The organism is Leifsonia sp. RCC_180 (assembly GCF_058138205.1).
In genome coordinates, this window is the sequence record NZ_CP200340.1 from 3,170,866 (window position 1) to 3,193,889 (window position 23,024).

Annotated in this window: 20 protein-coding genes; 11 read left to right on the forward strand and 9 right to left on the reverse strand. The window is 67.9% G+C overall.

The window, feature by feature from the left end; all coding sequences use genetic code 11:
* Positions 1 to 4 precede the first annotated feature (4 nt).
* A complete protein-coding gene (locus tag AB7E03_RS15680) occupies positions 5 to 694 on the reverse strand; it encodes an aspartate/glutamate racemase family protein (RefSeq protein ID WP_489942264.1) in 690 nt (229 codons plus the stop codon).
* A gap of 82 nt (positions 695 to 776) precedes the next feature.
* Here AB7E03_RS15680 and AB7E03_RS15685 point away from each other — a divergent pair, with 82 nt between their 5' ends.
* Complete coding sequence (locus AB7E03_RS15685; RefSeq protein WP_489942265.1) at positions 777 to 1,526, forward strand: sugar phosphate isomerase/epimerase family protein; 750 nt, start codon at positions 777 to 779, stop codon at positions 1,524 to 1,526.
* Here AB7E03_RS15685 and AB7E03_RS15690 read toward each other — a convergent pair.
* Positions 1,523 to 2,299, reverse strand: a complete 777-nt coding sequence (locus AB7E03_RS15690; RefSeq protein WP_489942266.1) for an alpha/beta fold hydrolase — start codon at positions 2,297 to 2,299, stop codon at positions 1,523 to 1,525. The two genes, AB7E03_RS15685 and AB7E03_RS15690, sit on opposite strands and share 4 nt — an antisense overlap.
* 50 nt (positions 2,300 to 2,349) lie before the next feature.
* On the opposite strand from AB7E03_RS15690, the gene AB7E03_RS15695 reads away from it, so the two are divergent.
* Positions 2,350 to 2,763: a MarR family winged helix-turn-helix transcriptional regulator gene (locus tag AB7E03_RS15695; RefSeq protein ID WP_489942267.1), complete on the forward strand. Its 414-nt coding sequence runs from the start codon at positions 2,350 to 2,352 to the stop codon at positions 2,761 to 2,763.
* An 85-nt stretch (positions 2,764 to 2,848) separates the two neighbouring features.
* A complete protein-coding gene (locus AB7E03_RS15700) occupies positions 2,849 to 4,366 on the forward strand; it encodes a SulP family inorganic anion transporter (protein WP_489942268.1) in 1,518 nt (505 codons plus the stop codon).
* A 7-nt stretch (positions 4,367 to 4,373) separates the two neighbouring features.
* On the opposite strand, the gene AB7E03_RS15705 is transcribed toward AB7E03_RS15700, so the two are convergent.
* Entirely contained in the window at positions 4,374 to 5,021 is a 648-nt protein-coding gene (locus AB7E03_RS15705) for a TetR/AcrR family transcriptional regulator (RefSeq protein WP_489942269.1), read from the reverse strand.
* A gap of 77 nt (positions 5,022 to 5,098) precedes the next feature.
* Between AB7E03_RS15705 and AB7E03_RS15710 the strand changes: the two genes are divergently transcribed.
* Together AB7E03_RS15710 and AB7E03_RS15715 are read left to right on the forward strand one after the other, a co-directional pair.
* A complete protein-coding gene (locus AB7E03_RS15710) occupies positions 5,099 to 6,031 on the forward strand; it encodes an SDR family oxidoreductase (protein WP_489942270.1) in 933 nt (310 codons plus the stop codon).
* Positions 6,032 to 6,119: 88 nt separating this feature from the next.
* Entirely contained in the window at positions 6,120 to 9,506 is a 3,387-nt protein-coding gene (locus AB7E03_RS15715; RefSeq protein WP_489942271.1) for a DUF5107 domain-containing protein, read from the forward strand.
* Here the strand turns inward: AB7E03_RS15715 and AB7E03_RS15720 are convergent, their stop codons facing one another.
* Positions 9,507 to 10,415 carry an AraC family transcriptional regulator gene (locus tag AB7E03_RS15720; protein WP_489942272.1) on the reverse strand — a complete coding sequence of 303 codons (909 nt, stop codon included), beginning with the start codon at positions 10,413 to 10,415 and terminating at the stop codon, positions 9,507 to 9,509.
* Positions 10,416 to 10,529: 114 nt separating this feature from the next.
* Between AB7E03_RS15720 and AB7E03_RS15725 the strand changes: the two genes are divergently transcribed.
* From AB7E03_RS15725 to AB7E03_RS15745, 5 genes are read left to right on the forward strand one after another with little or no spacing between them, the layout of a single operon-like run.
* Positions 10,530 to 11,819, forward strand: a complete 1,290-nt coding sequence (locus tag AB7E03_RS15725; RefSeq protein ID WP_489942273.1) for an ABC transporter substrate-binding protein — start codon at positions 10,530 to 10,532, stop codon at positions 11,817 to 11,819.
* Positions 11,816 to 12,721, forward strand: coding sequence for a carbohydrate ABC transporter permease (locus AB7E03_RS15730; RefSeq protein WP_489942274.1), 906 nt, complete (start codon positions 11,816 to 11,818; stop codon positions 12,719 to 12,721). Before AB7E03_RS15725 ends, AB7E03_RS15730 begins: the two co-directional genes overlap by 4 nt.
* Positions 12,718 to 13,611, forward strand: coding sequence for a carbohydrate ABC transporter permease (locus AB7E03_RS15735; RefSeq protein WP_489942275.1), 894 nt, complete (start codon positions 12,718 to 12,720; stop codon positions 13,609 to 13,611). The genes AB7E03_RS15730 and AB7E03_RS15735 overlap by 4 nt, the downstream gene beginning before the upstream one ends.
* Before the next feature lie 5 nt (positions 13,612 to 13,616).
* Positions 13,617 to 15,755 carry an alpha-galactosidase gene (locus AB7E03_RS15740; RefSeq protein ID WP_489942276.1) on the forward strand — a complete coding sequence of 713 codons (2,139 nt, stop codon included), beginning with the start codon at positions 13,617 to 13,619 and terminating at the stop codon, positions 15,753 to 15,755.
* Positions 15,756 to 15,804: 49 nt separating this feature from the next.
* On the forward strand, positions 15,805 to 16,653 hold the full coding sequence (locus tag AB7E03_RS15745; protein ID WP_489942277.1) for an aldose epimerase family protein: 849 nt from the start codon (positions 15,805 to 15,807) through the stop codon (positions 16,651 to 16,653).
* A gap of 55 nt (positions 16,654 to 16,708) precedes the next feature.
* Here the strand turns inward: AB7E03_RS15745 and AB7E03_RS15750 are convergent, their stop codons facing one another.
* Both AB7E03_RS15750 and AB7E03_RS15755 read right to left on the reverse strand, forming a co-directional pair.
* Positions 16,709 to 18,817 (reverse strand): NPCBM/NEW2 domain-containing protein, encoded by a 2,109-nt coding sequence (locus AB7E03_RS15750; protein WP_489942278.1) that lies wholly within the window; start codon positions 18,815 to 18,817, stop codon positions 16,709 to 16,711.
* Positions 18,818 to 18,975: 158 nt separating this feature from the next.
* Entirely contained in the window at positions 18,976 to 19,731 is a 756-nt protein-coding gene (locus AB7E03_RS15755) for a phosphotransferase (protein ID WP_489942279.1), read from the reverse strand.
* 167 nt (positions 19,732 to 19,898) lie between these two features.
* Between AB7E03_RS15755 and AB7E03_RS15760 the strand changes: the two genes are divergently transcribed.
* Positions 19,899 to 20,645 carry a nucleoside phosphorylase gene (locus AB7E03_RS15760; protein ID WP_489942280.1) on the forward strand — a complete coding sequence of 249 codons (747 nt, stop codon included), beginning with the start codon at positions 19,899 to 19,901 and terminating at the stop codon, positions 20,643 to 20,645.
* 39 nt (positions 20,646 to 20,684) lie between these two features.
* On the opposite strand, the gene AB7E03_RS15765 is transcribed toward AB7E03_RS15760, so the two are convergent.
* The 3 genes from AB7E03_RS15765 to AB7E03_RS15775 all read right to left on the reverse strand — a co-directional run bounded on the left by AB7E03_RS15765 (position 20,685) and on the right by AB7E03_RS15775 (position 22,836).
* Positions 20,685 to 21,326, reverse strand: coding sequence for a class I SAM-dependent methyltransferase (locus AB7E03_RS15765; RefSeq protein WP_489942281.1), 642 nt, complete (start codon positions 21,324 to 21,326; stop codon positions 20,685 to 20,687).
* 141 nt (positions 21,327 to 21,467) lie between these two features.
* The gene (locus tag AB7E03_RS15770) at positions 21,468 to 22,160 is read right to left on the reverse strand and encodes a GNAT family N-acetyltransferase (protein WP_489942282.1); all 693 of its coding nucleotides are present in this window, start codon (positions 22,158 to 22,160) and stop codon (positions 21,468 to 21,470) included.
* A 133-nt stretch (positions 22,161 to 22,293) separates the two neighbouring features.
* A complete protein-coding gene (locus AB7E03_RS15775; protein ID WP_489942283.1) occupies positions 22,294 to 22,836 on the reverse strand; it encodes a DUF2087 domain-containing protein in 543 nt (180 codons plus the stop codon).
* Between the last annotated feature and the right edge of the window lie 188 nt (positions 22,837 to 23,024).

Below are 23,024 nucleotides of genomic sequence, written 5' to 3' on the forward strand. Positions count from 1 at the left end.
CGACTCAGCCGAGGGCGAAGTCCACGGCAGCCCTGGCATGGAGCGATGTGGTCGGGAACGTCGGTAGGGGTGAGTCCTGGGGGCGGACCAGGAGTTCGATCTCGGTACAGCCGAGGATCACCCCGTCGGCCCCCGCCTCGGCGAGGTCAGCGATCGCACGTCGGTAGACCTCCCGGGACGGCTCCGTCACGATTCCGAGCACGAGCTCGCTGTAGATGATCCCGTCGAGCTTCGTCTGCACCTCGGGAGCAGGAACCAGCACGCGCAGCCCGTGCGCCTCCAGGCGCTCGCGATAGAAGGTTTCGCGCATGGTGAATCTCGTCCCCAGGAGCGCGACGCTGCCGACGCCGGCCCCGACGACGGCCCGGGCCGTCACATCGCCGATGTGGATGAGCGGGATACGTACCGCCTGCTGGACGCGGTCGGCGACCTTGTGCATCGTATTGGTGCACACGACGATGCATTCTGCGCCGGCCCGTTCCAGCCGTACCGCTTCGGTGGCGAGCAGTGACGCTGCCTGCTGCCATTCGCCGTCCGACTGCAGCCTTTCAACCTCTGCGAAGTCGAGGGAGACGAGGACGAGGTCGGCGGAATGCAACCCGCCCAATCGGTCCCGTATCCCTTCGTTGATGAGCTGGTAGTACAGCGCGCTGCTCTCCCAGCTCATGCCACCGAGGAGTCCTATTCGTCTCATGTGGTCGCCTCCGGATCATGTCGACACTACTGGCCCGCCCGGCGGTGTCACTTTCAGGGTGTCATGGACCAGAATTGCACCGATGATCTCCGTACAACTGTGGAGCGTTCGCGAAGAGATCGATGAGCTCGGCTGGGATGCCGTCATCGACAGACTTGCGGATGCCGGCTTCATCCACGTGGAACCGTTCCACGTCTCGCGGACCCTGACCGCCCTCGCCCCGGCGCTCGCGCGCACCGGCATCACGACGCCGACTGTGCACGGCGAGCTCGTCGGCGACGAGCTGCCGCGCACTGTCGATGCCGCGGCGGAGGCCGGGGCCACGCTCGTGATGCATCCCTCGTTCCCCGCCGAACGCTGGCACGCGTCCGATGGCGTTCTGCGCATAGCCGACGACCTCGAGCGGGCGGCGGAGCTGGCCGCCCCGCTGGGCATGCGGGTGGCGTTCCACAACCACGACGACGACCTCCGCGTCACCGTCGAGGGTCGGCCGGCTCTGGTTGCGCTGATGGAGCGTGTCGGGCCGTCGATCGGGGTCGAGTTCGACCCGTACTGGACGACCATCGCCAGGGTCGATGTGCCGTCGACGATCGGCGCCCTCGGCGACAAGGTGTTCGCCGTCCACCTGAAGGACGGGCCGCTCGACGGCACGAACGAGGACCAGGTCGCTGTGGGCGACGGCCAGCTCGACTGGCCGGGCTTCCTCTCGCTCGTCCCCCCGACTGCTCCCCTGGTGATCGGGCTCGACGAGTTCCGCGGCCCGACGCTCGATGCGGTCATCCGGAGCCGAGCTCGGCTGGTCGAGCTCCTTGCGGAACGCCGGGCCCGCTAGGCCCGAGCCAGGAACGGGTCGATCGCGGCCCAGGTCGCTTCCGGGGCTTCGAGGTGCGGGAGGTGTCCGGCCGCCGGGATCTCGACGAACTGCGCCCCGGGGACGGCGGCGGCGACAGCACGGCCGTACGCGGGAGTGACGATCCCGTCGCTCGCGCCCCACACTACGAGGGTCGGGACGTTCACCGCACTGAGGCGGTCCAGGAGCGTGGCGTCGCTCATGCCCGTGCCGGCGATGACGGCCATGGTCCGTCCGCTCCCCTGCTGCACCGAGCGCTGCTCGTCCGTGAACCGGGCCGGGTCGAGGTACCCCCGCTCCGGGTCGTGCCAAGCGACTTCGGCGAGACCTCGGGCGTCGAGAGCGAAGAAGTCGGCGATCGGCTCGCCTTCGACCAGGGCGCCGACGCCGTCGATGTCGATGACCGCGCCGATCATCCCGGCGAAGCGATCGTCTGCCGCGGCCTGCACCGCCATTTCGAGTGCGATCCAGCCGCCGATGGAGGAGCCGATCAGGACGACGTCATGCTCTCGCTGGTCGAAAAGCCAGGAGAGGTAGGCCCGGGCGAGGTCGGCGACGGAGGCGATGGACTCCGGGAGGGTCGTGCCGTCCCAGCCGGGATGCGTCGGTGCAAGGACGTGCATCGTGGCTGCGAGGTGCCCCACGATCGGCGCGACGGTCTGCGGTCCGCCGCCGCCGTGCAGAACCAGCGCGGTGCGCGCGGTCGGGTCGCCGGCTTGGACGACCGGCAGGTCTTCGGGGATCACTGAGATCATGACGTTCCTATCTAAGCATGTTTATATACGGGTGTTGATACGATAGCACCATGACGACGGACCTGGAAGTGCTCGGGCAGGCGGTCAAGCGCGCGCAGTACCGCAACCACCGCACGATGGATGCTGCCCTGCGCGATGTCGGGGTGACTCTGGTGCAGTGGGATGCGCTGCGCGCCATCGAGCGGATGCCGGGCGCATCCGGACATGACCTCGCCGTGGCGACGTTCCAGAGCGACCAGTCGTTCGGAACCCTCGCGAACCGGCTCGAGGATCGCGGCCTGATCACCCGCGCTGCGGGTCGCGGCCGTCGGCTCGAGTACGCGCTCACCGGATCCGGACGGGCCGCGCTGCACGACGGTCACGAAGTGGCGCGTGGTGTGCTCGACGAGCTCTTCGCGCCACTCGACGAGAAGCAGCGCGGCGAACTGCTGCGCACGCTCCAGCTGCTGACAACCCTCCCTTAGGCTGGTACAGGCGCTGACTGGGCGTCGTCTCCCGCTGCCGAAAGGACTGCCGCGCGGTCGCCCGCGGCCGTCGGCGCACGTGCTGATGCCCGCCGCTCCCACTGCCCCCGAGTCGACCGATTTCCGCCTGGCCGATGGGCACGTTCCCGTGCTGGCGGTGCTGCGACGCCCGCGCCTGCTGACGACCGAGGTCCTCGCGGGGATGGTGACCACCCTCGCGCTGATCCCCGAAGTGATCTCGTTCTCGATCATCTCCGGAGTCGGCCCGGATGTGGCGCTCATCTCCTCGGTGGTGCTGGCGGTGGTGATGTCGTTCCTCGGCGGTCGCCCGGCGATGGTCTCGGCGGCGGCCGGCTCCGTCGCCCTCGTGCTCGCCCCGATGGTGCAGGCGCACGGCACCGGCTACGTGCTGCCGGCAGTGCTGCTCACCGGCCTCATCCAGATCGCGTTCGGGGCGGCAGGGCTCGCGCGCCTGGTGCGATACATCCCGCGATCGGTGATGATCGGATTCGTCAACGCGCTCGGCGTGCTCATCTTCGTGGCGCAGGTCCAGCACATCGTGGATGTGCCGTGGCAGGTGTATCCGCTGTTCGTCGTCACCATCCTGATCGTTGTATTCCTGCCCCGGATGACCAAGGCGGTCCCCGCGCCCCTGGTCGCCATCGTGGTCGTGACGGCCGCCGCGCTCCTCCTCGGGCTGCATGTGCCGACGGTCGGCGACGAGGGTTCGGTCAGCGGGGGGCTGCCGGGACTCACTCCCTGGACCGTCCCCTTCGACCTGGAGACCCTGCAGATCATCGCGCCGACGGCGTTCGCGGCCGCCGTGGTCGGACTGCTGGAGAGCCTCCTCACCGCCAAGCTCGTGGACGAGCTCACCGACAGCCGGTCCAGGAAGGGGCGCGAATCCTGGGGGCTGGGCGTGGCGAATATCCTCGCGGGCTTCTGGGGCGGTGTCGCGGGATGCGCGATGATCGGGCAGACGATCGTCAACGTCCAGATCGGCCGCGCCCGAACGCGCGTGTCGACCGTCGTGGCCGGCCTCTTCCTGCTGCTGCTGGTGGCCGTCCTGTCGCCGGTGATGGCCGCGATCCCAATGGCCGCCCTCGCCGCGGTGATGATGGTCGTCGCCTTGCGCACCGTGGACTGGCACAGCGTGAGACCCTCCACCCTGAGGCGGATGCCGGTGCCGGAGACCGCGGTGATGCTCGTGACCGTTGCGGTTGTGGTCGCTACGAACAATCTGGCGACTGGTGTCGGTGTGGGCATTCTGCTCGCACTGGTCTTCTTCGCGCGGAGGATCGCCCACGTCGTCACCGTCACCCGCGAGTTGTCCGAGGACGGCCAGGTGGCTCACTACCGCGTGCTCGGGCCGCTGTTCTTCGCCTCCAGTAATGACCTGGTGGAGCAGTTCTCCTACGCCGACGATCCGGACAGGGTGGTCATCGATCTGCGCGACTCGCACGTCTGGGACGCGTCAAGCGTTGCGTCCCTCGACGCGATCCAGACCAAGTACGCTGCTCACGGCGCCACCGTGGAACTCACCGGGCTGAACGAGCACAGCGCGCTCTTCCACGCCCGGCTGACCGGGTCGTTGGGCGGCTGAGGCGGCGTCAGAGTCCGCGCGCGCGGATCCCGGCCAGCGCGGTGGCGACGAGTTCACGCAGAGCCGTCTCGAAGTCCACCCGGAAGGGGCGGAACTCGGGATGTTCGGCGTAGGCGGCGCTCATCCCCTCGCTGGGCTGGGAGGTGGCCCACACTCCGCCGATACTGAGCATGACCGAGGCGACGAAGAGCAGGCCGGCGCGGGAGTCGAGACCGTCGAAGCCGGCGAGCCTCGCCAGTCGGTCGCTCGTTTCGAGGGATGCGCGCTTGTGCTCCGCGGCCACGTCGCCCGAGACGTTGTGTTCCAGGACCCCGGCGGAGCTGGCGACGAGGTCGCAGAAAACGGGCCGGGCCGAGGCGGCCGCAGCGATCGCCTCGGGAAGCTGCTGGTGCGACGGCGACTCCAGACGCGCTTCGACGTCCTCCAGCCAGCCGCGGGTCTCCCGGTCGAGGAGCTGGAGCAGCACGGCCTCTCGCGACGGGAAGTAGCGCAGCACATTGGACTTGGCGAGTCCGACCCGGCGCGCGAGTTCGTTCAGGGTGATGTCGGCGACCCGCATCTCCGAGAGCATCTGGTCGGCGGTCGCGAGGATCGCCGTGGCCCGAGCGGCGCGCTGCTCCTCGCTGCGAGCTCGGGAGAAGCCTGTGGATGTCATGCGCACCTCGCTTAAAGACCGTCAGTCTGTTACTTTCGATCTAAAGAGACCGATGGTCTATTATAACGGAGGACGTCATGTACACAGTTCCCGATCAGTCCGGTCGACGCATCGTCGTGACGGGCGCGAACAGCGGCACCGGCGGCGAGGCGGCTGAGCGGCTCGCTGCCGCGGGTGCAGAGGTCGTCCTGGCCGTCCGCAGCATCGAAAAGGGCGAGAAGGCCCGGGCGGAGATTGTCGCGCGCCATCCGTCCGCCGTCGTCGAGGTGCGTCAGCTCGACCTCGCCGACCTGTCCAGCGTCCGAGCGTTCGCCCGCAGCATCGACCGGCTCGACACCCTCGTGAACAACGCCGGCGTGATGATCCCGCCTACGCGCATCACGACGTCGGACGGGTTCGAGCTCCAGTTCGGCACCAACTTCCTCGGCCCCTTCGCGCTGACGCTGCTGCTGCTCCCGGTGCTCCTGGAGGCCGAGTCACCGCGCGTCGCCACCATGTCGAGCGGCACCGCGAACTTCGGGCGCATCCGGTTCGATGATCCCCAATGGAGCACAAGCTACAGCGCCGGCAGGGCGTACGCGCAGTCGAAGCTGGCCGACCTCCTCTTCGCGACCACGCTCGCGGAGATCTCCACAGAGCGCGGTTGGAGCCTTCGCAGCACGGTCGCGCATCCCGGCTACACCCGCACGAACCTCCAGACCTCCGGACGCAACCTCGACGGTCGCGACCGGCCGCCCGTCCGCCGCACGCTGTTGCCTTCCCAGGGCGTGGAGCAGGGCGCCGAGCCGCTGCTGTTCGCCGCGGCGGACCCCGCCGCGCAGCAGGGCGCCTACTACGGTCCCTCACGACTCGGGCTGGTCGGGCCGACGAAGCGGATCGCACGGCTGCCCAGGAGCGCCAGACGCGAGGGCGTGCGCGAGCCGCTGTGGCACCTCGCCGAGGAGCTCACCGACACGCGGCTTCCGGGCATCGCGGGCGAGCGTCCCGCATCCATCGACTTCTCCCGCTGACGCCGAAGGGGACTCACCAGAGGATTGTCCAGGTGATGCGTGGGAACGCATATTCTCCCGACGGCACGGCCCCCATAGGGTCCTGCTTATGTCGCAATCTCAGCCCCGTTTCCCGCTCCCTCCTGTGCCGGCGGATCAGCGGGACGCCGCCGTCGCTGCGTGGAGCGAGCCCGTCGATGTCCCCACCTACGAGCCGGGGGAGCCGGGGCGGCTGCCTGCTTTCCTGGAGTCCCGGGTGTATCAAGGCTCGTCGGGACGGGTCTACCCGCTGCCCTTCATCGAGTCGGTGAGCCATGAGGCGAGGATGCGCTCCTGGCAGGCGGTCCATCTGGAGAACGAGTACCTGCGTCTGGTGATCCTGCCGGAGCTCGGGGGCCGCGTGCACATCGCGGTCGACAAGACCACCGGCCAGGACTTCTTCTACCGGAACGACGTCATCAAGCCTGCGCTGGTGGGGCTCGCGGGTCCGTGGATCTCGGGCGGCATCGAGTTCAACTGGCCGCAGCACCACAGGCCGGGCACGTTCCTCCCCATGGACTGGACGATCGAACGGGAGGACGACGGATCCGTGACGGTCTGGTGCTCCGACCATGACCCGTTCGCGCGAATGAAAGGCATGCACGGTATCCGACTGCGGCCGGGCAGCGCGGTGCTGGAAGCGCGGGTGCGGCTGTTCAATCGCACCGCTCTCACCCAGACGTTCCTCTGGTGGGCGAACGTCGCCGTCCGCGTGCACGACCAGTACCAGTCCTTCTTCCCGGCGGACGTGCACATGGTCGCCGACCATGCGAAGCGCGCGGTGACGGCATTCCCCGCTGCCGACCGTCCCTACTACGGAATCGACTACCCGGCGCGGGCGGATCGAGACGACCCGGCGTTCGTCGCCGTCGACGCCGACCGGCTGGACTGGTACCGCAACATCCCCGTGCCCACGTCGTACATGTGCGTCGCCAGCGAGGACGACTTCTTCGGCGGGTACGACCACTCGACGGCTCTCGGCTTCGCCCACGTCGCCGACCATCACATCGCACCGGGCAAGAAGCAGTGGACCTGGGGCAACTCGCCGTTCGGCTGGGCCTGGGATGCCAACCTCAGCGACGACCGCAGCGCCTACGTGGAGCTCATGGCCGGTGTCTACACCGACAACCAGCCCGACTTCTCCTACCTGGCGCCTGGGGAGACCAAGACCTTCAGTCAGTACTGGTTCCCGTACCACGACATCGGCCCCCTCACTCAAGCCTCGACCGACGTGGCGCTCAGTCTCATCGCTCGCGACGACGCGGGAACCCGCACGGTGAACGTGGGCGTCGCTGTCACGACCGTGCGCGAAGAGCTCGACCTTGCACTTCTCGACGAAGCCGGGAGGGTGCTGTGGCAGCGTCGGGTCGCTGTGGCTCCCGGCCGTCCGGCGCGTGCGACGGTCACCGTGGAAACGGAGGGCGATCTGGAACTGGTCGCGTCCGCCGGCGGTGTGGAGCTGCTCCGTGCCACGACCCGCTTCCGCGATGCCGCCCCCGAGGGCGTGGAGACGGCGACCGAGCCGCCGGCGCCTGCAGAGATCGACTCCATCGACGAGCTGTACCTGACCGGAGTGCACCTCGCCCAGTACCGTCATGCGACGCGCTCGCCGGAGCCGTACTGGGAGGAGGCTCTTCGACGTGACCCCGGCGACTCCCGCTCGCACGTGGCGCTGGCGTCGGCCCGTTTCGGCGCCGGACGCCTCGGCGAGACGGAAGCACACCTCCGTGCCGCTCTGCAGCGCCAGACGCGAAGGAACCCGAACCCGGCCGACGGCGAGGCGTCGTATCTGCTGGGGCTCGTGCTGACCGAGCAGGGACGCGATCGGCATGCGGACGCCGCGTTCGCCAAGGCAGCCTGGAATTATGCATGGCGCGCGCCATCGGGCCTCGCCCGTGCTCGGATCGCCGCCCGGGCCGGGCGCTGGGCCGACGCTCTGCGCCTGGCAGAGGATGCCGCACGCCTGGATGCAGACAACCTCCAGCTCGCAGCCGTGCGAGCGATCGCGCTGCGGGAGCTCGGACGCTCCTCGGAGGCGGAGGTGGTGCTCGGCGCCGCCCGGGCGCTGGATCCCCTGGACGCCTGGCTGAACGATCTCGCCGGGGCGCAGACCGCGACGGACCCCCAGACGCTCCGGGATCTCGCCGCCGAGTACGGATCGCTCGGACGGGCGGAGGATGCGCTGCGAATACTCGACGCCGCGGTCGTGGCCGCCACCGAACGTCCTGTCCCGGGCGCCGGAAACCCGCTCCCGCTCATCCACTACAGCCGCGTCGAGATCCTGGAGAAGCTGGGCCGCTCGGCCGAGTCCGCGATCGCCCTGCAGAGCGCGCGCGAGGTCACAGTCGCCGGGTGCTTCGCCGGCGGCCTAGGGGATGCGGCCCTGCTCGAGCGCCGCATCGCCGCCACCGGCGATCCACGCGCGCACGCCCTCCTCGGTCACTGGCTGTATTTCCACCGCAGGTACGCGGACGCGATCCGTCACCTCGAAGCGGCGGTCGCGGGGGATCCGAATGACGCGGTCGCGCTTCGCGGCCTCGGTCTGGCCGCGTACAACGTCGAAGGGGCCCCCGAGAAGGCGACAGCGCTGTACCTGCGTGCTGTCGAGGTCGCGCCCGGGGATGCGAAGCTGCGGTACGAAGCGGACCAACTGGCGCGCAGGGTGGGCGTCCCACCGCAACAGCGACTGGATCAGCTTGCCGACGCCGCACAGCTCATCGCGGAACGCGACGACCTCGCTCTCGCGTACGCGGAGCTGCTGGTCCTCACCGGGAGGCACGATGAAGCGGTCGCCGTGCTCGCCTCCCGGCGGTTCAGCCCCTGGGAGGGTGGCGAGGGGGAGGCGATCCGGGTGTGGACGCTTGCACAGCGGGCGGTGGCCGCTCAGGCGCTGTCGCTCGGCGACCCCCAAGGCGCCGTCGACGCGCTGGCCTCGGCGCTGGAGGTGCCGGTGACGCTCGGCGAGGCGCCGCATCCCCTCGCGAACCGGTCCGACCTGCTGCTCGCGTACGGCGACGCGAACCAGGAGGCGGGGAACCGCGCAGAGGCCGAGGCGGCCTGGCAGGAGGCGGCGCACAGTGTCGGAGATTTCACGACGATGACCGCTGTCCCGCATTCGCCGATGACCTACTTCTCGGTGCTGGCCGCCCAGCGGCTCGGGGACACACAGCGGGTGGAACGGCTCACCTCCGAACTGGCCGCCTACGTCGAGGAGAGACGGGGTGCACGCGTCAGCATCGACTACTTCGCGACCTCGCTCCCGAGCATGCTGATCTTCCGGGAGGACATCGAGCAGACCCACCGCGAGCTGGTCACCCTGATGGATGCCGAACTCGCCCTCCTCGCCGGCGACCGGACCACTGCCCGGTCGCTCCTGAGCGGCCTGGAGGCACGCGATCCGGCGAACACCCTGGCCCGCAGTCTGTTGCGCGAAGCCGAGGCAGCGTTCGCCGCCTGATCAGCCCTTGTGCTGATCGCGGTACTCCCGCGCGGTCATGCCGTGCACCTTCTTGAACTGACGTGCGAAGTAGAACGAGTCCGGGTATCCCACCTCCGCGGCGATCGCCGCGACCGTCGCGGAGGTGGTGTCCAGGAGTTCGCGGGCGCGGCTCATGCGCAACATCGTCTGATACTGCAGTACCGGGTAGCCGACGTGGCGCTTGAAGAGGGCGCTGAAATGCGATGCGCTGAGGCTGGCCATCGCCGCCAGCTCCGGAACGGTGACCCGGTCGGCGATGTGGGCGCGCAGGTACTCGGTGGCGTGCTCGATCACGTCGCCGGCGTCGTCGGATCGCGATCGTTCGGACGCGAGCAGCGTCAGTGCGTGCCACGCTGCGCCTGCGGCTGCGTTCAGGCTCGTGTTGGTCGTGTCGCGCTCCATCCACGAGAGCACCTCTGACATGAGGGACACGATCGGGTAGAGGTCGCGTGGCCGGCGGACGGGGTTGTCGCCGGACATGCCCGCGGACGCCAGGAACGCCTCCACCTCGGGGCTGGCGGCATGGAACCACCACAACGTCCATGGATCGTGGGCGTCGGCACCGTAGGCGTGCGGCTGACGTGCGGGAAGCACGACGACCTGACCGTGCTGCACGGGGAATCGTCCAGCTTCGGTCTCGCACCAGCCGGATCCGTCCACGCACGCCATCACGACGGTCTGGCCGATCGGGACGGTCCGGCGGCGACCGTGCGAATCCGCGCGCGGGAAATATCCGCAGTCGGTCACGACAAGTCGGGCTGTTCCGGGCTGGTTGAGGAATTCGCGCACGCGGGGGCGGGGGAGGACCAGCATTCGCTGGCCCGGGAAGCCGTCGGGGATGAGCACCCGACGATTGTGGGCCATGACCATCGGAATGTCCAGATACATCGCCGGTTTCTGCTACGGCGGCTCACCGCGGCGACATACCGTGGATCACGTTCGGCCCTAAGATCGTCCTTCGGCCGAGCGTCCCTAGCGTTCACTCACGAAATGGAGTCGAAGATGACCCGAAAGACCACCCGATGGCTGGCGGCGCTCGGCAGCACCGTCGCCGCCACCGCGCTCCTCGCGGGATGTGTCGCCACGTCCGGGGAAGCGCAGCAGACCAAGAGCGGCCCGGACGCATCTGGCCCGCTCATCCTCCAGTCTCGTTTCACCGACGCCGAAAAGGGCGGGCTCGATCAGCTGGTCAAGAACTTCAACGCCAAGGGGGAGGGCCAGGTCAAGGTGAACACCATCCCGACTAACACCTTCAACCAGCAGCTGCCGTCGTACCTGACCGCGAAGAACCCGCCGGACGTCTACACCTGGTACGCGGGTCAGGCCACGCGCGACTTCGCCGATCAGAACCAGCTGCTCGACCTCTCGAGCGTCTGGAAGAACAGCGGAGGCGACTTCCCCGACGCACTGAAGAGCCTCAGCCAGGACTCCTCCGGCAAGGAGGTGTTCGTTCCGACCGGCTACTACTGGTGGGGCGTCTACTACTTCAAGAGCGACTTCGAGAAGCTCGGCATCACGCCGCCGAAGACGTGGGATGAGTTCCTGGCGGCTTCCGAGAAGATCAAGAGCCAGGGCGTCACCCCGCTCACGGCGGGCCTGAGCGACAACGCCTGGCTCGCGTCGGCGTGGTTCGACTACCTCGACCTCCGCATCAACGGCGCCGACTTCCACCTGAAGCTGCTCTCGGGCAAGGAGAAGTACGACAGCCCTGAGGTGAAGAAGGTGTTCGCCGATCTCAAGCAGGTGCTCCCGTACTTCGATCCTGCGGTGCTCGGAACCACCCAGAACCAGGCGATGAGCGATTTCTCGCAGGGCAAGGTCGCCATGTACCTGCTCGGCGCCTGGGCTCAGCCGTCGGTTCCCGCCGACAAGCAGAGCGACCTCGCGTTCTTCCAGTTCCCGATCGTCGACCCGAAGGTCCCGGTGGCCGAAGAAGGACCGACGGATGGATTCATCGCGAGTTCGAAGACCGACAAGCCGAATTTGACGAAGAAGTTCCTCGACTACGTCGCGGGTCCTGAGGGCCAGAGCGACCTCGCCAAGAGCCAGCAGGGCACGTACCTGCCGGCGAACACGAAGGCGACGCTGAAGCTCGATGCGCTGTCCAAGCAGGGCAAGGAGATGCTCGAGTCGGCCAAGCAGATCACCCAGTTCTACAACCGGGACGCTGGCGACGCCCAGCAGACGCCGGCCGATACGGCGATGACCAGCTTCTTCGCACACCCGGAGAATGTCGACCAGATCCTCAAGGACTGGGACGCCGCGGCGAAGAAGATCCGGGCGACTTCGTGACGACTCTCACCTCTGTTCGCGGTCGGCGGCGGATCTCCATTCCGCCGCCGATCGTGTTCGCGCTCGTCCTCGTCCCGTTCCTCATCGAGGCGGTCGGCGTGTTCTGGCCGGCGTTCCAGGGGATCAGCCTGTCGTTCCTGCATTGGAACGGCGTGGGGCCGGCCACAACGGTCGGCGTGCAGAACTACGTCGACCTGTTCTCGGATCCCATCTTCATGACCGCCCTGAAGAACACGGCGATCTGGATCGTGCTGTTCGGCGGGATCTCATTCGTCGCCGGCCTCGGGGTCGCGCTCCTGTTCCAGTCGGAGCGCCGTGGTGTGGGGATCTACCGCACCGCCCTCTTCCTCCCCATCGTCTTCTCCCTGGTCGTGACCGCTCTCATCTGGGGAGCGTTCTTCCAGCCCAACGGCGTGCTCAATAACGTCCTCGACGCAGTCGGCCTGCACAGCTGGACCCACGTCTGGCTCGGCGACTCGAGCACGGCACTGTACGCCGTCATCGTCGCGGCTCTCTGGCGCGAGATCGGGTACGTGATGGTGCTGTTCATCGCGGGGCTCAAGGCGCTCGACCCGGCGGTCCAGGAGGCCGCCCGTGTCGACGGGGCTTCGGCGTGGCAGCGCTTCCGTTATGTCACGATGCCGCAGTTGCGGAGCGTCAACCTCGTCGTGCTGTCGGTGCTGATCATCGACTCGCTGCGTTCCTTCGACATCGTCTGGGCGATGACCCGCGGCGGGCCGTACCATTCGACCGAGCTGCTGAGCACGTACATGTTCTCCACCGCCTTCGGCTCCCGTGCGCTCGGATACGCCTCCGCGATCGCGGTGGTCATCTTCGTCCTCGCGATCGCGGTCATCGTGTCCTACCTCGTGCGAGCACTCTCCGAGGAGAAGGAATCGTGACCGTCACCGCCTCTCGAACCCGCACAGCCGCCGCGCCTGCACTGACCGCCGTCCGCCGCCGCAGCAGCCGCAGAACAGCCGCCACCGTCGGTTTTCACACCAGCGGCATCCTCATCTCCCTGGCCTGGTTCGCGCCGATCCTCGTGGTGCTCATCACGTCGTTCCGCACCTTCGACGACATCTCCGCCAACGGCATTGCCAGCATCCCGCGCACCTTCACGCTGTCCACGTATGTCCAGGCGTGGAATCAGGGCGGTCTGTTCCAGGCGCTTGTGAACAGCATGATCGTCACCATCCCGACCGTCGTGCTCACCCTCCTGCTCTCCGCCGCTGCGGCGTTCGGCTTGAGCCGCTTCCGTATCCCGTTCCGGCGCACCATCCTGCTGCTGATGCTGGCGGGCAACCTGCTGCCGGTGCAGATGCTGCTCATCCCGGTCGCGCGCCTGACGCAGCAGCTCAACGTGTACGACACCCTCGGCGCACTCATCGCCGTGCAGGTCGCCTTCGGGATCGGTTTCTACACGTTCGTCCTGTACGGCTTCATGCGCACCATCCCGAACGAGTTGCAGGAGGCGGCGACCCTCGACGGCGCCAGCACCATGCGGATCTTCGTGCAGGTCATTCTCCCGCTGACCCGGCCGGCGCTGGCCGCCCTCGGCGCACTGTCGTTCACCTGGGTCTTCAACGACTTGCTGTGGTCGATCACTCTGCTCCAGACGTCGGAGAAGCTGCCGATCACGGCGGCCGTGCTCTCCCTGCAGGGACAGTACGTCTCCAGCTGGTCGGTCATCGCGGCAGCAACCGTCGTGGCAGCCGTCCCCTCGACCATCGTCTTCCTGCTCTTCCAGCGCAGCTTCATCGGGGGCCTCGCCCTCGGATCGGTGAAATAGAACACATGCTCGTGGACACAGATCAGCTCCACCTCAGGGCGGGCGGCACGAGCGTCGTCGTCCTCCTCGATCAGCATCGCCTCCCCCGGATCCTGCACTGGGGCGAAGACCTCGGCGATCTCGGCGCGGAGGAGCTGCGGCACATCGCCCTCACCGCCCGGCCGGCGGTCGGCGACAGCGCCGTCACGTATCCGCAGCCCGTGCCCGTGCTCGGCCAGCTGCACGAGGGATGGCTGGGCCGGCCCGGGCTGACCGGCGACTCGAACGGCCGCCGTTGGGCGCCGGAGTTCCTGACGACGTCCTCGGAGCTGCGGACGTCCACCGGCGGCGTGGCCCTCACCATGGCTGCGCGCGACGAGGCGTATGGGCTGTCGCTCACCCTCGAACTGGAGGTCCTCGCCGCGAGCGGCCTGGTCCGCCAGCGCGCTCGACTGCGAAACGACCGCGACGAGATCTTCCGCGTCGACGGGCTCGAACTCGCCCTGCCGGTCCCGGCGGACGCCGACGAGCTTCTGGATCTGACCGGTCGCTGGTCGCTGGAGCGCGTCCCGCAGCGCCGGCCGTTCGACGTGGGGGAGTGGGTGCGTGCCTCCCGCGGCGGCAAGCCGGGCCTCGAGCACACCCTGCTGCTGGCTGCCGGCGAGCCCGGGTTCGGGTTCCGCTCGGGCCGCGTGTGGGCGACCCACCTGGCCTGGAGCGGCAACCACACCCTGGCCGCCGAGCGCAGTCCGACGAACATCCGCCGGTTGTCCGGTGTGGAGGGTCTCGCCGCGGGCGAGGTGGAGCTGTCGGAGGGCGAGGAGTACCTCACGCCCTGGCAGTACGGCTCGTGGGGGAACGGCCTCGACGACCTCGCCGGGCGGTTCCACCGGCACCTTCGGGCGTCCAGCGCGCATCCCGCCGGCCCACGCCCTGTGCTGGTCAACACCTGGGAGGCGGTCTACTTCGACCACGACCCCGATGCGCTCGCCCGCTTCGCGGAGGAGGCCGCCGCCATCGGCGCCGAGCGCTTCGTCGTGGACGACGGGTGGTTCCTCGGCCGCCGCGACGACACCAGCTCCCTCGGCGACTGGGTCGTCGATCCCGAACGGTGGCCGGACGGCCTGAAACCGCTGGCCGATCGTGTCCGCGAGCTGGGCATGGACTTCGGCCTCTGGTTCGAACCCGAGATGGTCAACCTCGATTCGCGGCTGGCTGCCGAGCATCCCGACTGGATCTTCGACGCGGGCCACGGCCCTGGACTGCCGTCCCGGCATCAGCACGTGCTGGATCTCGGCCATCCGGAGGCCTACGCGTACGTGCTCGAACGCATGACCGCCCTCATCGCCGAGGTCGGCATCGCGTACGTGAAGTGGGACCACAACCGGTACCTGCTGGATGCGGGCCACACCCCATCGGGCCGCCCCGGGCTGCGTCAGCAGACGCTCGCCGCCTACCGCCTGATGGACGAACTCGGCCGGCTCCATCCTGGGCTCGAGATCGAGTCGTGCGCGAGCGGCGGCGGGCGGATCGACCTCGGAGTCCTCGAACGCACACAGCGCGTCTGGCCGAGCGATTGCAACGACCCGCACGAGCGCCTGGAGATCCAGCGGTGGACGGGCCTCGTCGTGCCGCCGGAGCTGCAGGGCACCCACATCGGGGCCGAGGAGTCGCATACTACGCACCGGTCGCATCCGCTGTCGTATCGCGCGGAGAAGGCGATCTGGGGTCACCTCGGGATCGAGTTGAACCTGCTCACTGCCGATGAGGAGACCAAGCGCGACCTCGCCGGCTGGATCGCGTTCCACAAGCAGCATCGTGACCTCCTCCACACGGGCACGAGTGTCCACGCCGACCTCACCGAGACCGCAGCCCGGCTCGAGGGTGTCGTCGGCCAGGGAGCGGATGAGGCGCTGTACGCCTTCTCGATCACGGAGCGGCCGCGGACCTGGCCGGTGGGACGGGTGGGACTGCCGGGCCTCGACGATGCGCGGACGTACACCGTGGCCGCGGTCTTCCCGCAGGGACAGAGACCGCCGGGGGCGCAGCCGCCGTGGATGTCGGGCGAGGTGACCCTCTCGGGCCGTGTTCTGAGACTGGTCGGCGTCGAGCCGCCCTCGCTGGATCCGGACCGCTCCGTGCTCCTTCATGTCCGCGCCGTCTGAACCCATTCCTCTGTTTCAGCGCTTCGGCGGCCGGGTCGTGGAGGCACTGGTGTCGCCCGTCGGGGCGAGCCTTCAGCAGCTCCGAGTCGACGGCATCGAACTGGTGGCCGGATCGCCGGACGGGCCCGTCGGGTCCTCCGGCGCCGTGCTCGTCCCCTGGCCGAACCGAGTCCGGGGAGGCCGGTGGATGCTCGACGGCGACCTTCAGCAGCTGGATGTGACCGAGCCGGACGCAGGCAATGCCCTGCACGGCCTGGTCTCGAGGACGCCGTTCGCGGTCCTGAAGCGGGAGGCCGGCGCGGTCCAGCTCACGACGATGGTGCGCAACGCGCCGGGCTATCCGTTCGACCTGGCCGTCACCGTCTCCTACCGGCTGACCCGGACCGGGGTCGCATCGACCATCGTCGTCGTGAATCGCAGCGACCGGCCAGCGCCGGTCGCGATCGGCGTTCACCCGTACCTGAGGCTGGGAGAGGCGAGGACGGTCGACCTCCTCCTGCAGGTCGTCGCCGAGCGGACGCTGCGGCTCGGCGACGACAATCTGCCGCTCGAGCAGGCGGCCGTCTCTGGGACGATCTACGATCTCCGGACGCCGACGCCCCTCACCGAGGCTCCGGCCCACGCCGCCTATACCGCTCTTAAGGCGACCGACGGTCACGTCACCCAGCGGTTGACCGATCGGTCAACAGGTTGGACCGCGGAGGTGTGGGCCGACGCCCGCTTCCGCTGGGCCCAGGTGTACGTCACCGACCGGCTGCCCGGCACGGCCCCCGGGCACGTCGCCGTTGCGCTCGAGCCGATGACCGCACCCCCGGATGCCCTCAACTCCGGCGTCGACCTCGAGTGGATGGCGCCGGCATCGCGCTGGGCGCTCGCGTGGGGTATCAGCCTCCGCTGAACGCGCAAGCGGGGCGCGAGGTCTGTGACCCCGGCGCCCCGCTCTCCTCTGCGGCTCAGCTGCAGCTGATCAGCGGCGCCACCCAGTCGGCCCGGTCGTTGTAGCCACCGTCGCCGGCGTCCCCGACATGCAGGACGAGCTCACGCGCACCGGTGAGGTCTACGTCGAAGGGGACCGCTGTGCCCCGGGCGACGGTCCCGCTGTCCCACACGGTCTTGCCGTCAGCGACGAGGGAGAAGGTGGCCGTTCCCCCATCGGGGCCGACGTTGTTCACGACGTCATCGATGCCGACGCTCCCGGTCAGGCGGCTGCACACGCCACCGACGTAGTACCGGATGTCGGACGGGCTGGCGACTCCGAGTCCGGTGGCGTACGTGGTGCCGGCGACCCGGATCGGGTTGCCGCCCCCGACGCTCTCGTCGACCGCCGGCGACATCCATCCACTGGTGGCGGAGATCCACGGCTGGTGCGACAGCGGCTGGTCCGCACCCGACGGCGGCGCCGGGGCGACCGTCACCGTCGAGGCCGGCGAGGCCACCGTGACCTGTCCGCGGAGACCCGTGAAGCGGACGGATGCGCCGATCGCGGAGGAGCCCGTGCCTGCCGCCGCCGGGACGGTGACCGTGAAAGTCACATCGGCGGTTCGTCCGGGGAGGATCAGCAGCGGCTGCTTCCCGGTGGACACGGTCGTCCATCCGTCCGGGACGGTCAGCGCCGCCTTCGGCGCGGCGACCGGCGTGGTGCCGTCGTTGCGGACGGTGACCGTGACATCCAGCGTCGAGCCCGCGGCAGCGAGCAGGTTGCCGGTGGGCGTGATTGCCGTGCCGTTCACCGCCGTGACGGTCGGAGCTCCGACGACGACCCGGGGGCTCTGCGGAATCCCCGTGCTCTTGCTCACGATCAGCACGGAGACGCCATGGGCCGGAACCGCGGAGCGGATGGCGTCCTTGCTCTCGCTGACAGCGTGGGTCCACGCATCCTTCACCTCCACGCGCGTGGCCGCGAGGCCGACGGCGGAGGCGGTCGTGGCGATCTCCGCCGCCGCATCGCCGCGGTTGACCAGCGCGACCGCGGTGGACCCGTCTGCGAGAGGCTTGGTCCAGGTCTCCGTCGTCCCGGCCGGCCCGACACGAACCGCCTGCTTGCCGAGCGGGTCCCGGTCGATCGCCAGGAGATCGGGGTTCGTCAGTGTGGCGACGGTCGCGTCGCTGAAGGTGCGCGGGTCGCTCCCGACGACCAGGGGAGCGGCCGACATCGACCACAGGGCCATCTGCGAACGGAACTCCTCATCGGTCATCCCGAGCTGCGGGCCCAGGTAGTCAGGGTCGTTCCAGTGTCCGGGTCCAGCGGCCTCCGGGTGACGCGCATTGGCGTCGAAGTTGCGCAGTACGTCGCTGTATTTGATGGAGTTCACGAATCCGACGTCCGTGTAGGTGCGCCACGACTGGGCGATAGCGGGAGCGTAGCTCCAGGTGTTGGTCGACTGCTGCGACTCGGGATAGTTGCCCCAGTCGGGCGACGTCACCGGGTTGCAGAGATTGAAGATGATCGGCCGTCCGCTGCTGTTGTGCCGCAACGCGTCCGCGAACTGGGTGTAGACGGTCTTGGGGTCGAGGTTCGCGGCGATCCCGCAGAGGAAGTCGACCTTGACGGCGTCATAGCCCCACTTGGCGAACGTGTCGGCGTCGGTCTGGTAGTGACCGTAACTGCCGAGACCGCACGACCCGGGGATGTACGGGCCGGCGTCGGTGTAGATCCCGGCCTTCAATCCCTTGGCGTGGATCGCGGCGGCGAGGGCGGCCATCCCGTCGGGGAACCGTGCCGGGTCGCCCTGCAGCAGGCCATCATCGCCGCGCGGAGTGGAGGCCTGCCAGCCGCCGTCCAGCCACACGATGTCGTATCCCGCCTTGGCAAGGCCGCTGGACTTCAGGCGGTCGGCGACCTCGAGCACCTGCGCCGCCGTGTAGTCCCCGCCCAGCCCGAAATACGTGTTCCATCCCGCGTAGGGTGTCGCGCTCAGCACGGCGGTCGGGGAAGCGGGCGACGTCTTCTCGGTCGCTGCGGACGGCCGTGGTGCGGCCGTCGCCGGCAACGCCGACGCCGTCACCGCTGTGAGGCCGAGCAGCGCCGCGACGCCGAGCCCCAGTAGGCGTTTGGTCAACATCAAAGCTCCTGACTTCGTCGTCACCCGGCATCCGCCGGGGCCTTTTCATGACACCGCGACGGATGCCCGTCTCAACAGGCGCGAACCACGGAATACCTGGACAAGTCGACGGCCGCGCTCCGACTCGGCGCGATAAAGGCTCAGTAAGGGTGGCGGTCTCAGCAGGTACCGAAAAGCGCGTCCGACCAGGTGCTCTGATGGCGCTCGATGTACTGGGTCACGCCCTGCCAATGTGCCCCGTGGCCGTCGGCGAACATCGTCCCCCACGGTTCGACTCTTATGTCGTGCGACGATCGCAGCAATTCGTACATGGCCGCGGCTCTGCGACGCATCGCCGCGGGGAGGGCCTGGCGAAGCGCGGCTGTCGCCCCGTAGCCCTCCGCGAAACTCGCAAGGTTGCGAGCGGCTTCCTCTGGTGGCTGGGTGGGGTCGTTGAGGGTGAAGGATTGGGCGGCATAGGCCAAGTCCCACAGCCTGGTACTCGGCGCTGCTCCGTCCCAATCGATGAACACCCACCGTTCGCCGACGATGAGGTTCCACGGGGCCAGGTCGTTATGACAGATCATCTCTGCTCCTGGAGCAGGGATGGCCGTACTCCAGGTGGCTTCCCGCGCCGGTGTGAAGTTCGCGCTCGCATCGTGGATCGCCCGAACGATCGCTCCCACCCTGTGGAGTTCCGGCGGGCTCAGCGGATACGAATCCATCGCCAGGCGCCCGGGCACGAACTCCATGACCTGCCGACCGTGCTCATCCCGGCCCAAGACAGCGGGCACGTCCACGCCCGCATCCCGAACCGCCGTCATGAACGCGAACACGCTCGGCGTCGAAGCACTCCACGGTTTACGCACGGTCATCCCGACTCGCACGACCTCACCGCTGGCGTTGCCACCGGAGAGCACCTCTTCGTCAGCCACAGACTCGAGGGTAGTTCCCGCATCCGATGAGCGGCGGGGTTCCGGGCAGCGGGGTAACTCATTTGACATCGGTCTCGCGATGGACCACGGCGAAAGCGGCGTCTCATTTGGGGATCGGCTAGAGGAGTTGAATGGTGGGCGAACGCTGCCGACGTTAGCCTCGGAAGATGCTTCCTTTGGAGGAGTTCGATGACGACGACGGGGTGCTACCTCCGCAGCCGCTTTGTGTGACCGGTGATTTCCCTGCTGCAGCGGTCCTTTGTTTCTTCGCGGATGCAGCTGACGAAATGATCGGTGCCGGCAAGCTGGTCGAAATAGGCCGCTTCAGCGCGGAGATGGGTGCTCGACCGATTCTTGCGACACCGGACCGGCAAGTCGCGGTGTTCCATCCTGGCGTCGGCGGCCCACAGGCCGCGCACTCGCTGGAGCGAGCAATTGCCAGCGGTGTAGCGCGCGCACTAGCGATCGGCGGTGCCGGGTCGTTGGCTGAGACGTTCGGTAAAGACGACGTGCTCGTGGTGCGGTCAGCGCTCCGGGACGAAGGAACCTCCTTCCACTACCTTCCCCCGGCTCGCAGTGTCGAGTTCGACGCTGAAGAAGTCCGCCGGCTGGTCGCGGGCCTCGATTCCTCGGGTATTCCAGCTACTGCTGGGGCGACCTGGACAACGGATGCCGACTTCCGCGAAACCCGCGCTCGGGTGGACCGAAGACGTGCCGAGGGCTGCGTAGCCGTCGAAATGGAGGCAGCCCCGCTGGCGGCCGTATGCCACTTCCGCGGCGTCCAATACGGACACCTGCTCTACAGCGGTGACGCACTCCACGGAACACGATGGGCCGAACGCTCATGGACCCTCTCGAGCCGAAGGGCCCAACTCCTCGAAGCCGGTATCGAACTCTCACGGCCCACACGTTGACCGGTTGAGGATCGTTCTGCGTGCGCCGACCTAGCACCTCTACATCGGTTTGCGTGCGAGGACTACGAGCGATGGGGCTGTCGACCGAGGATCTAGTGTCGCTTGGAGGTCGATCACGAAGCCGTTCTGCTGGAGTATTTCGGCGACGGCTTCCAGCGGTCGTTTGGCCATGTGCACGTTCATCCGGTGCCCTCCGTAGCCTTCGGTCTTGGTGTGCGTCGACGAACCGAGGTGGCCGCCGAGAAGCAGAACACCACCCGGCTGAAGCTTCTCGAAGAACTGCCCAATAACCGAGCCGATGGAGTCGTCCGGAACGTGGTGCAGCACCCACCAGCAGATGATGCCGGCAAGGTGTGCTGCATCGACCGGAAGCTGAGTGATCGACCCGACGGTGAAGTCAATGTCTGGGCGATGTGTTCGGGCGATCTCGATGAGACGTGGGGACAGATCGATGCCGCTGATGTCGAGACCCTTGTCCTTCAAGTGGGCCGTAACGCGTCCGGGGCCACACCCAGCGTCGAGAACCGGGCCCTTCGCCTTGCTCAGGGCCGCAAAGGCGTCCAGAAACGCCCACACGAATGGGTCCCAGCGGCCGATTGCGGCATCGACAAAGTCTGTATAGCTATCAGCCACCGTGTCATACGAAGTCCGCGTGCTCTCGATCCAGTCGAAGTCTGTCACCCAGTCACACTATGGACACTGCCACTCTGTGCAACACGCAACACGCAACGCGACCGAAGCGAGCGCCTCATTCACCAAGTCTGCCGCTATCGCCCACGCCCGCAAGCCGATCCTCTACCGCCCCCGGATTTATGCCCGCGGTCAACCCAGCCGGATGCCAAGGTTGCTGCCATAGAAAGCAAGACCTAGACGATGTGCGAGCCGGATGGAGCCAACGTTGTCCTCGCGTGACCGCCACCGCGCGAAGCCGCATCGCGAGACTGCGTGGTTGATAGCCGCGGTGGCCGCTTCCCGCCCCAACCCTCTTTCGCGAAAGCGGGGGTCAGTGATAACACCCACATCGCTCGCCTCTCCGGCCCACTCGGAGAGGGACGCGACCGCCGCCAGTTGTCCATCCAACGAGGCGCCGAAAAGCACTGCACCTTCGTTTGAAATCCCGGACTCCTCCAGCTCGTCCCGAGGTAGCCCCGCTACGAAGGACGACGCCTGCCACGGTTCCAGGCTGGTGGCGTTGTGACCCCCGTCAAGCAGCGAACAGGCCAGGAAGTGGGCTGCCGGACCCAACACCCTCGGCCGAAGGCCTGCCAGCCCGGTCGACCAGAACGAACCACTCATCAGCCCGTCGACTGACACTTCGCGCACGAGTGCTTCGACTACCTCGCGCGATCGCCCCGGTGCCCGCAATCGCACCGACTGGCCGACGCGCATGATGTAGATACCGTGCCAGCCGCTCTCAACAAACGTTAGGTGCACGCCGTCCGGCCACACCTCGACATCTTCGACCTCGAAGATGTCAGCCCAATACGCATCAGCGATTTCGTTAGCCGAAGCCATTGCCGGAGCCTACGCCGAACCGATCACCCAATTCGATTGCTTACCGACGATCCGTTCGAACCGCTGCCGGATGGAGACGTAGTCGATCGTTCGAAGGCAGCCTTCTCGAGAGTTGTAGCCGTAAGCCGATCCCTCACTGCGGAAGGGTCTCCCCGGCATCGGTGATGTGTCGGCGGTACTCAGACCCGGACGCGGTCCGGTCGAGAACGCCGTAGTCGACGAGGTATCGGCGAAGGAGCGCGGTGTCGTCGTCGAACCGCCGCAACCGTTCGTTCAACTCGGCCTCGGGTAGCTGCTCATCGGCTTGGATCACCTCAGCGCCGACACAGCGAAGCAGTTCCACACGCTCGCTGTGCTGCGACGGATACCGGTCTATCGATCCGTCCGGGTGCAGGAAACGCCCCACACCGCGCTTAGGCCGCGCACCTGGCCGCTCCGCAAGCATCGATCGCAGCCCGTCGGTAGCCGGCACGGCCTTCCCGTCACGCATTTCAACGAGGCCAGCTCGCACGAGCCGAGAGATCCGACGAGGCTGCGTCGGCTCCTGCGCAAGGATGATGCGCGCGTATTCGGCCCGAAGGACGTCGTTTGCAAGAGCCGCAATGGCCGCCCGCCATGTCGGTGCCGCCACGCGCGATTCGTCCGGTGTCCCGCTCGTTCCGGGTGCGATTGTCATCAACCTAGTATTGGGCAACCGGGCTCTCGGGAACGTTCCGAGCGCACAAAAGCTGATCCCTCAGGGGGCGGCGAGGATGGCCCGGCTCTGCCTGGCCGGCTTGAGCACCAAGACCATGCCGGAAATGGCCGCGACTGAGCTTGCGAGCCAAACAAATGTCGCGGGCCAGTTGCTGTTGAATACGGTCT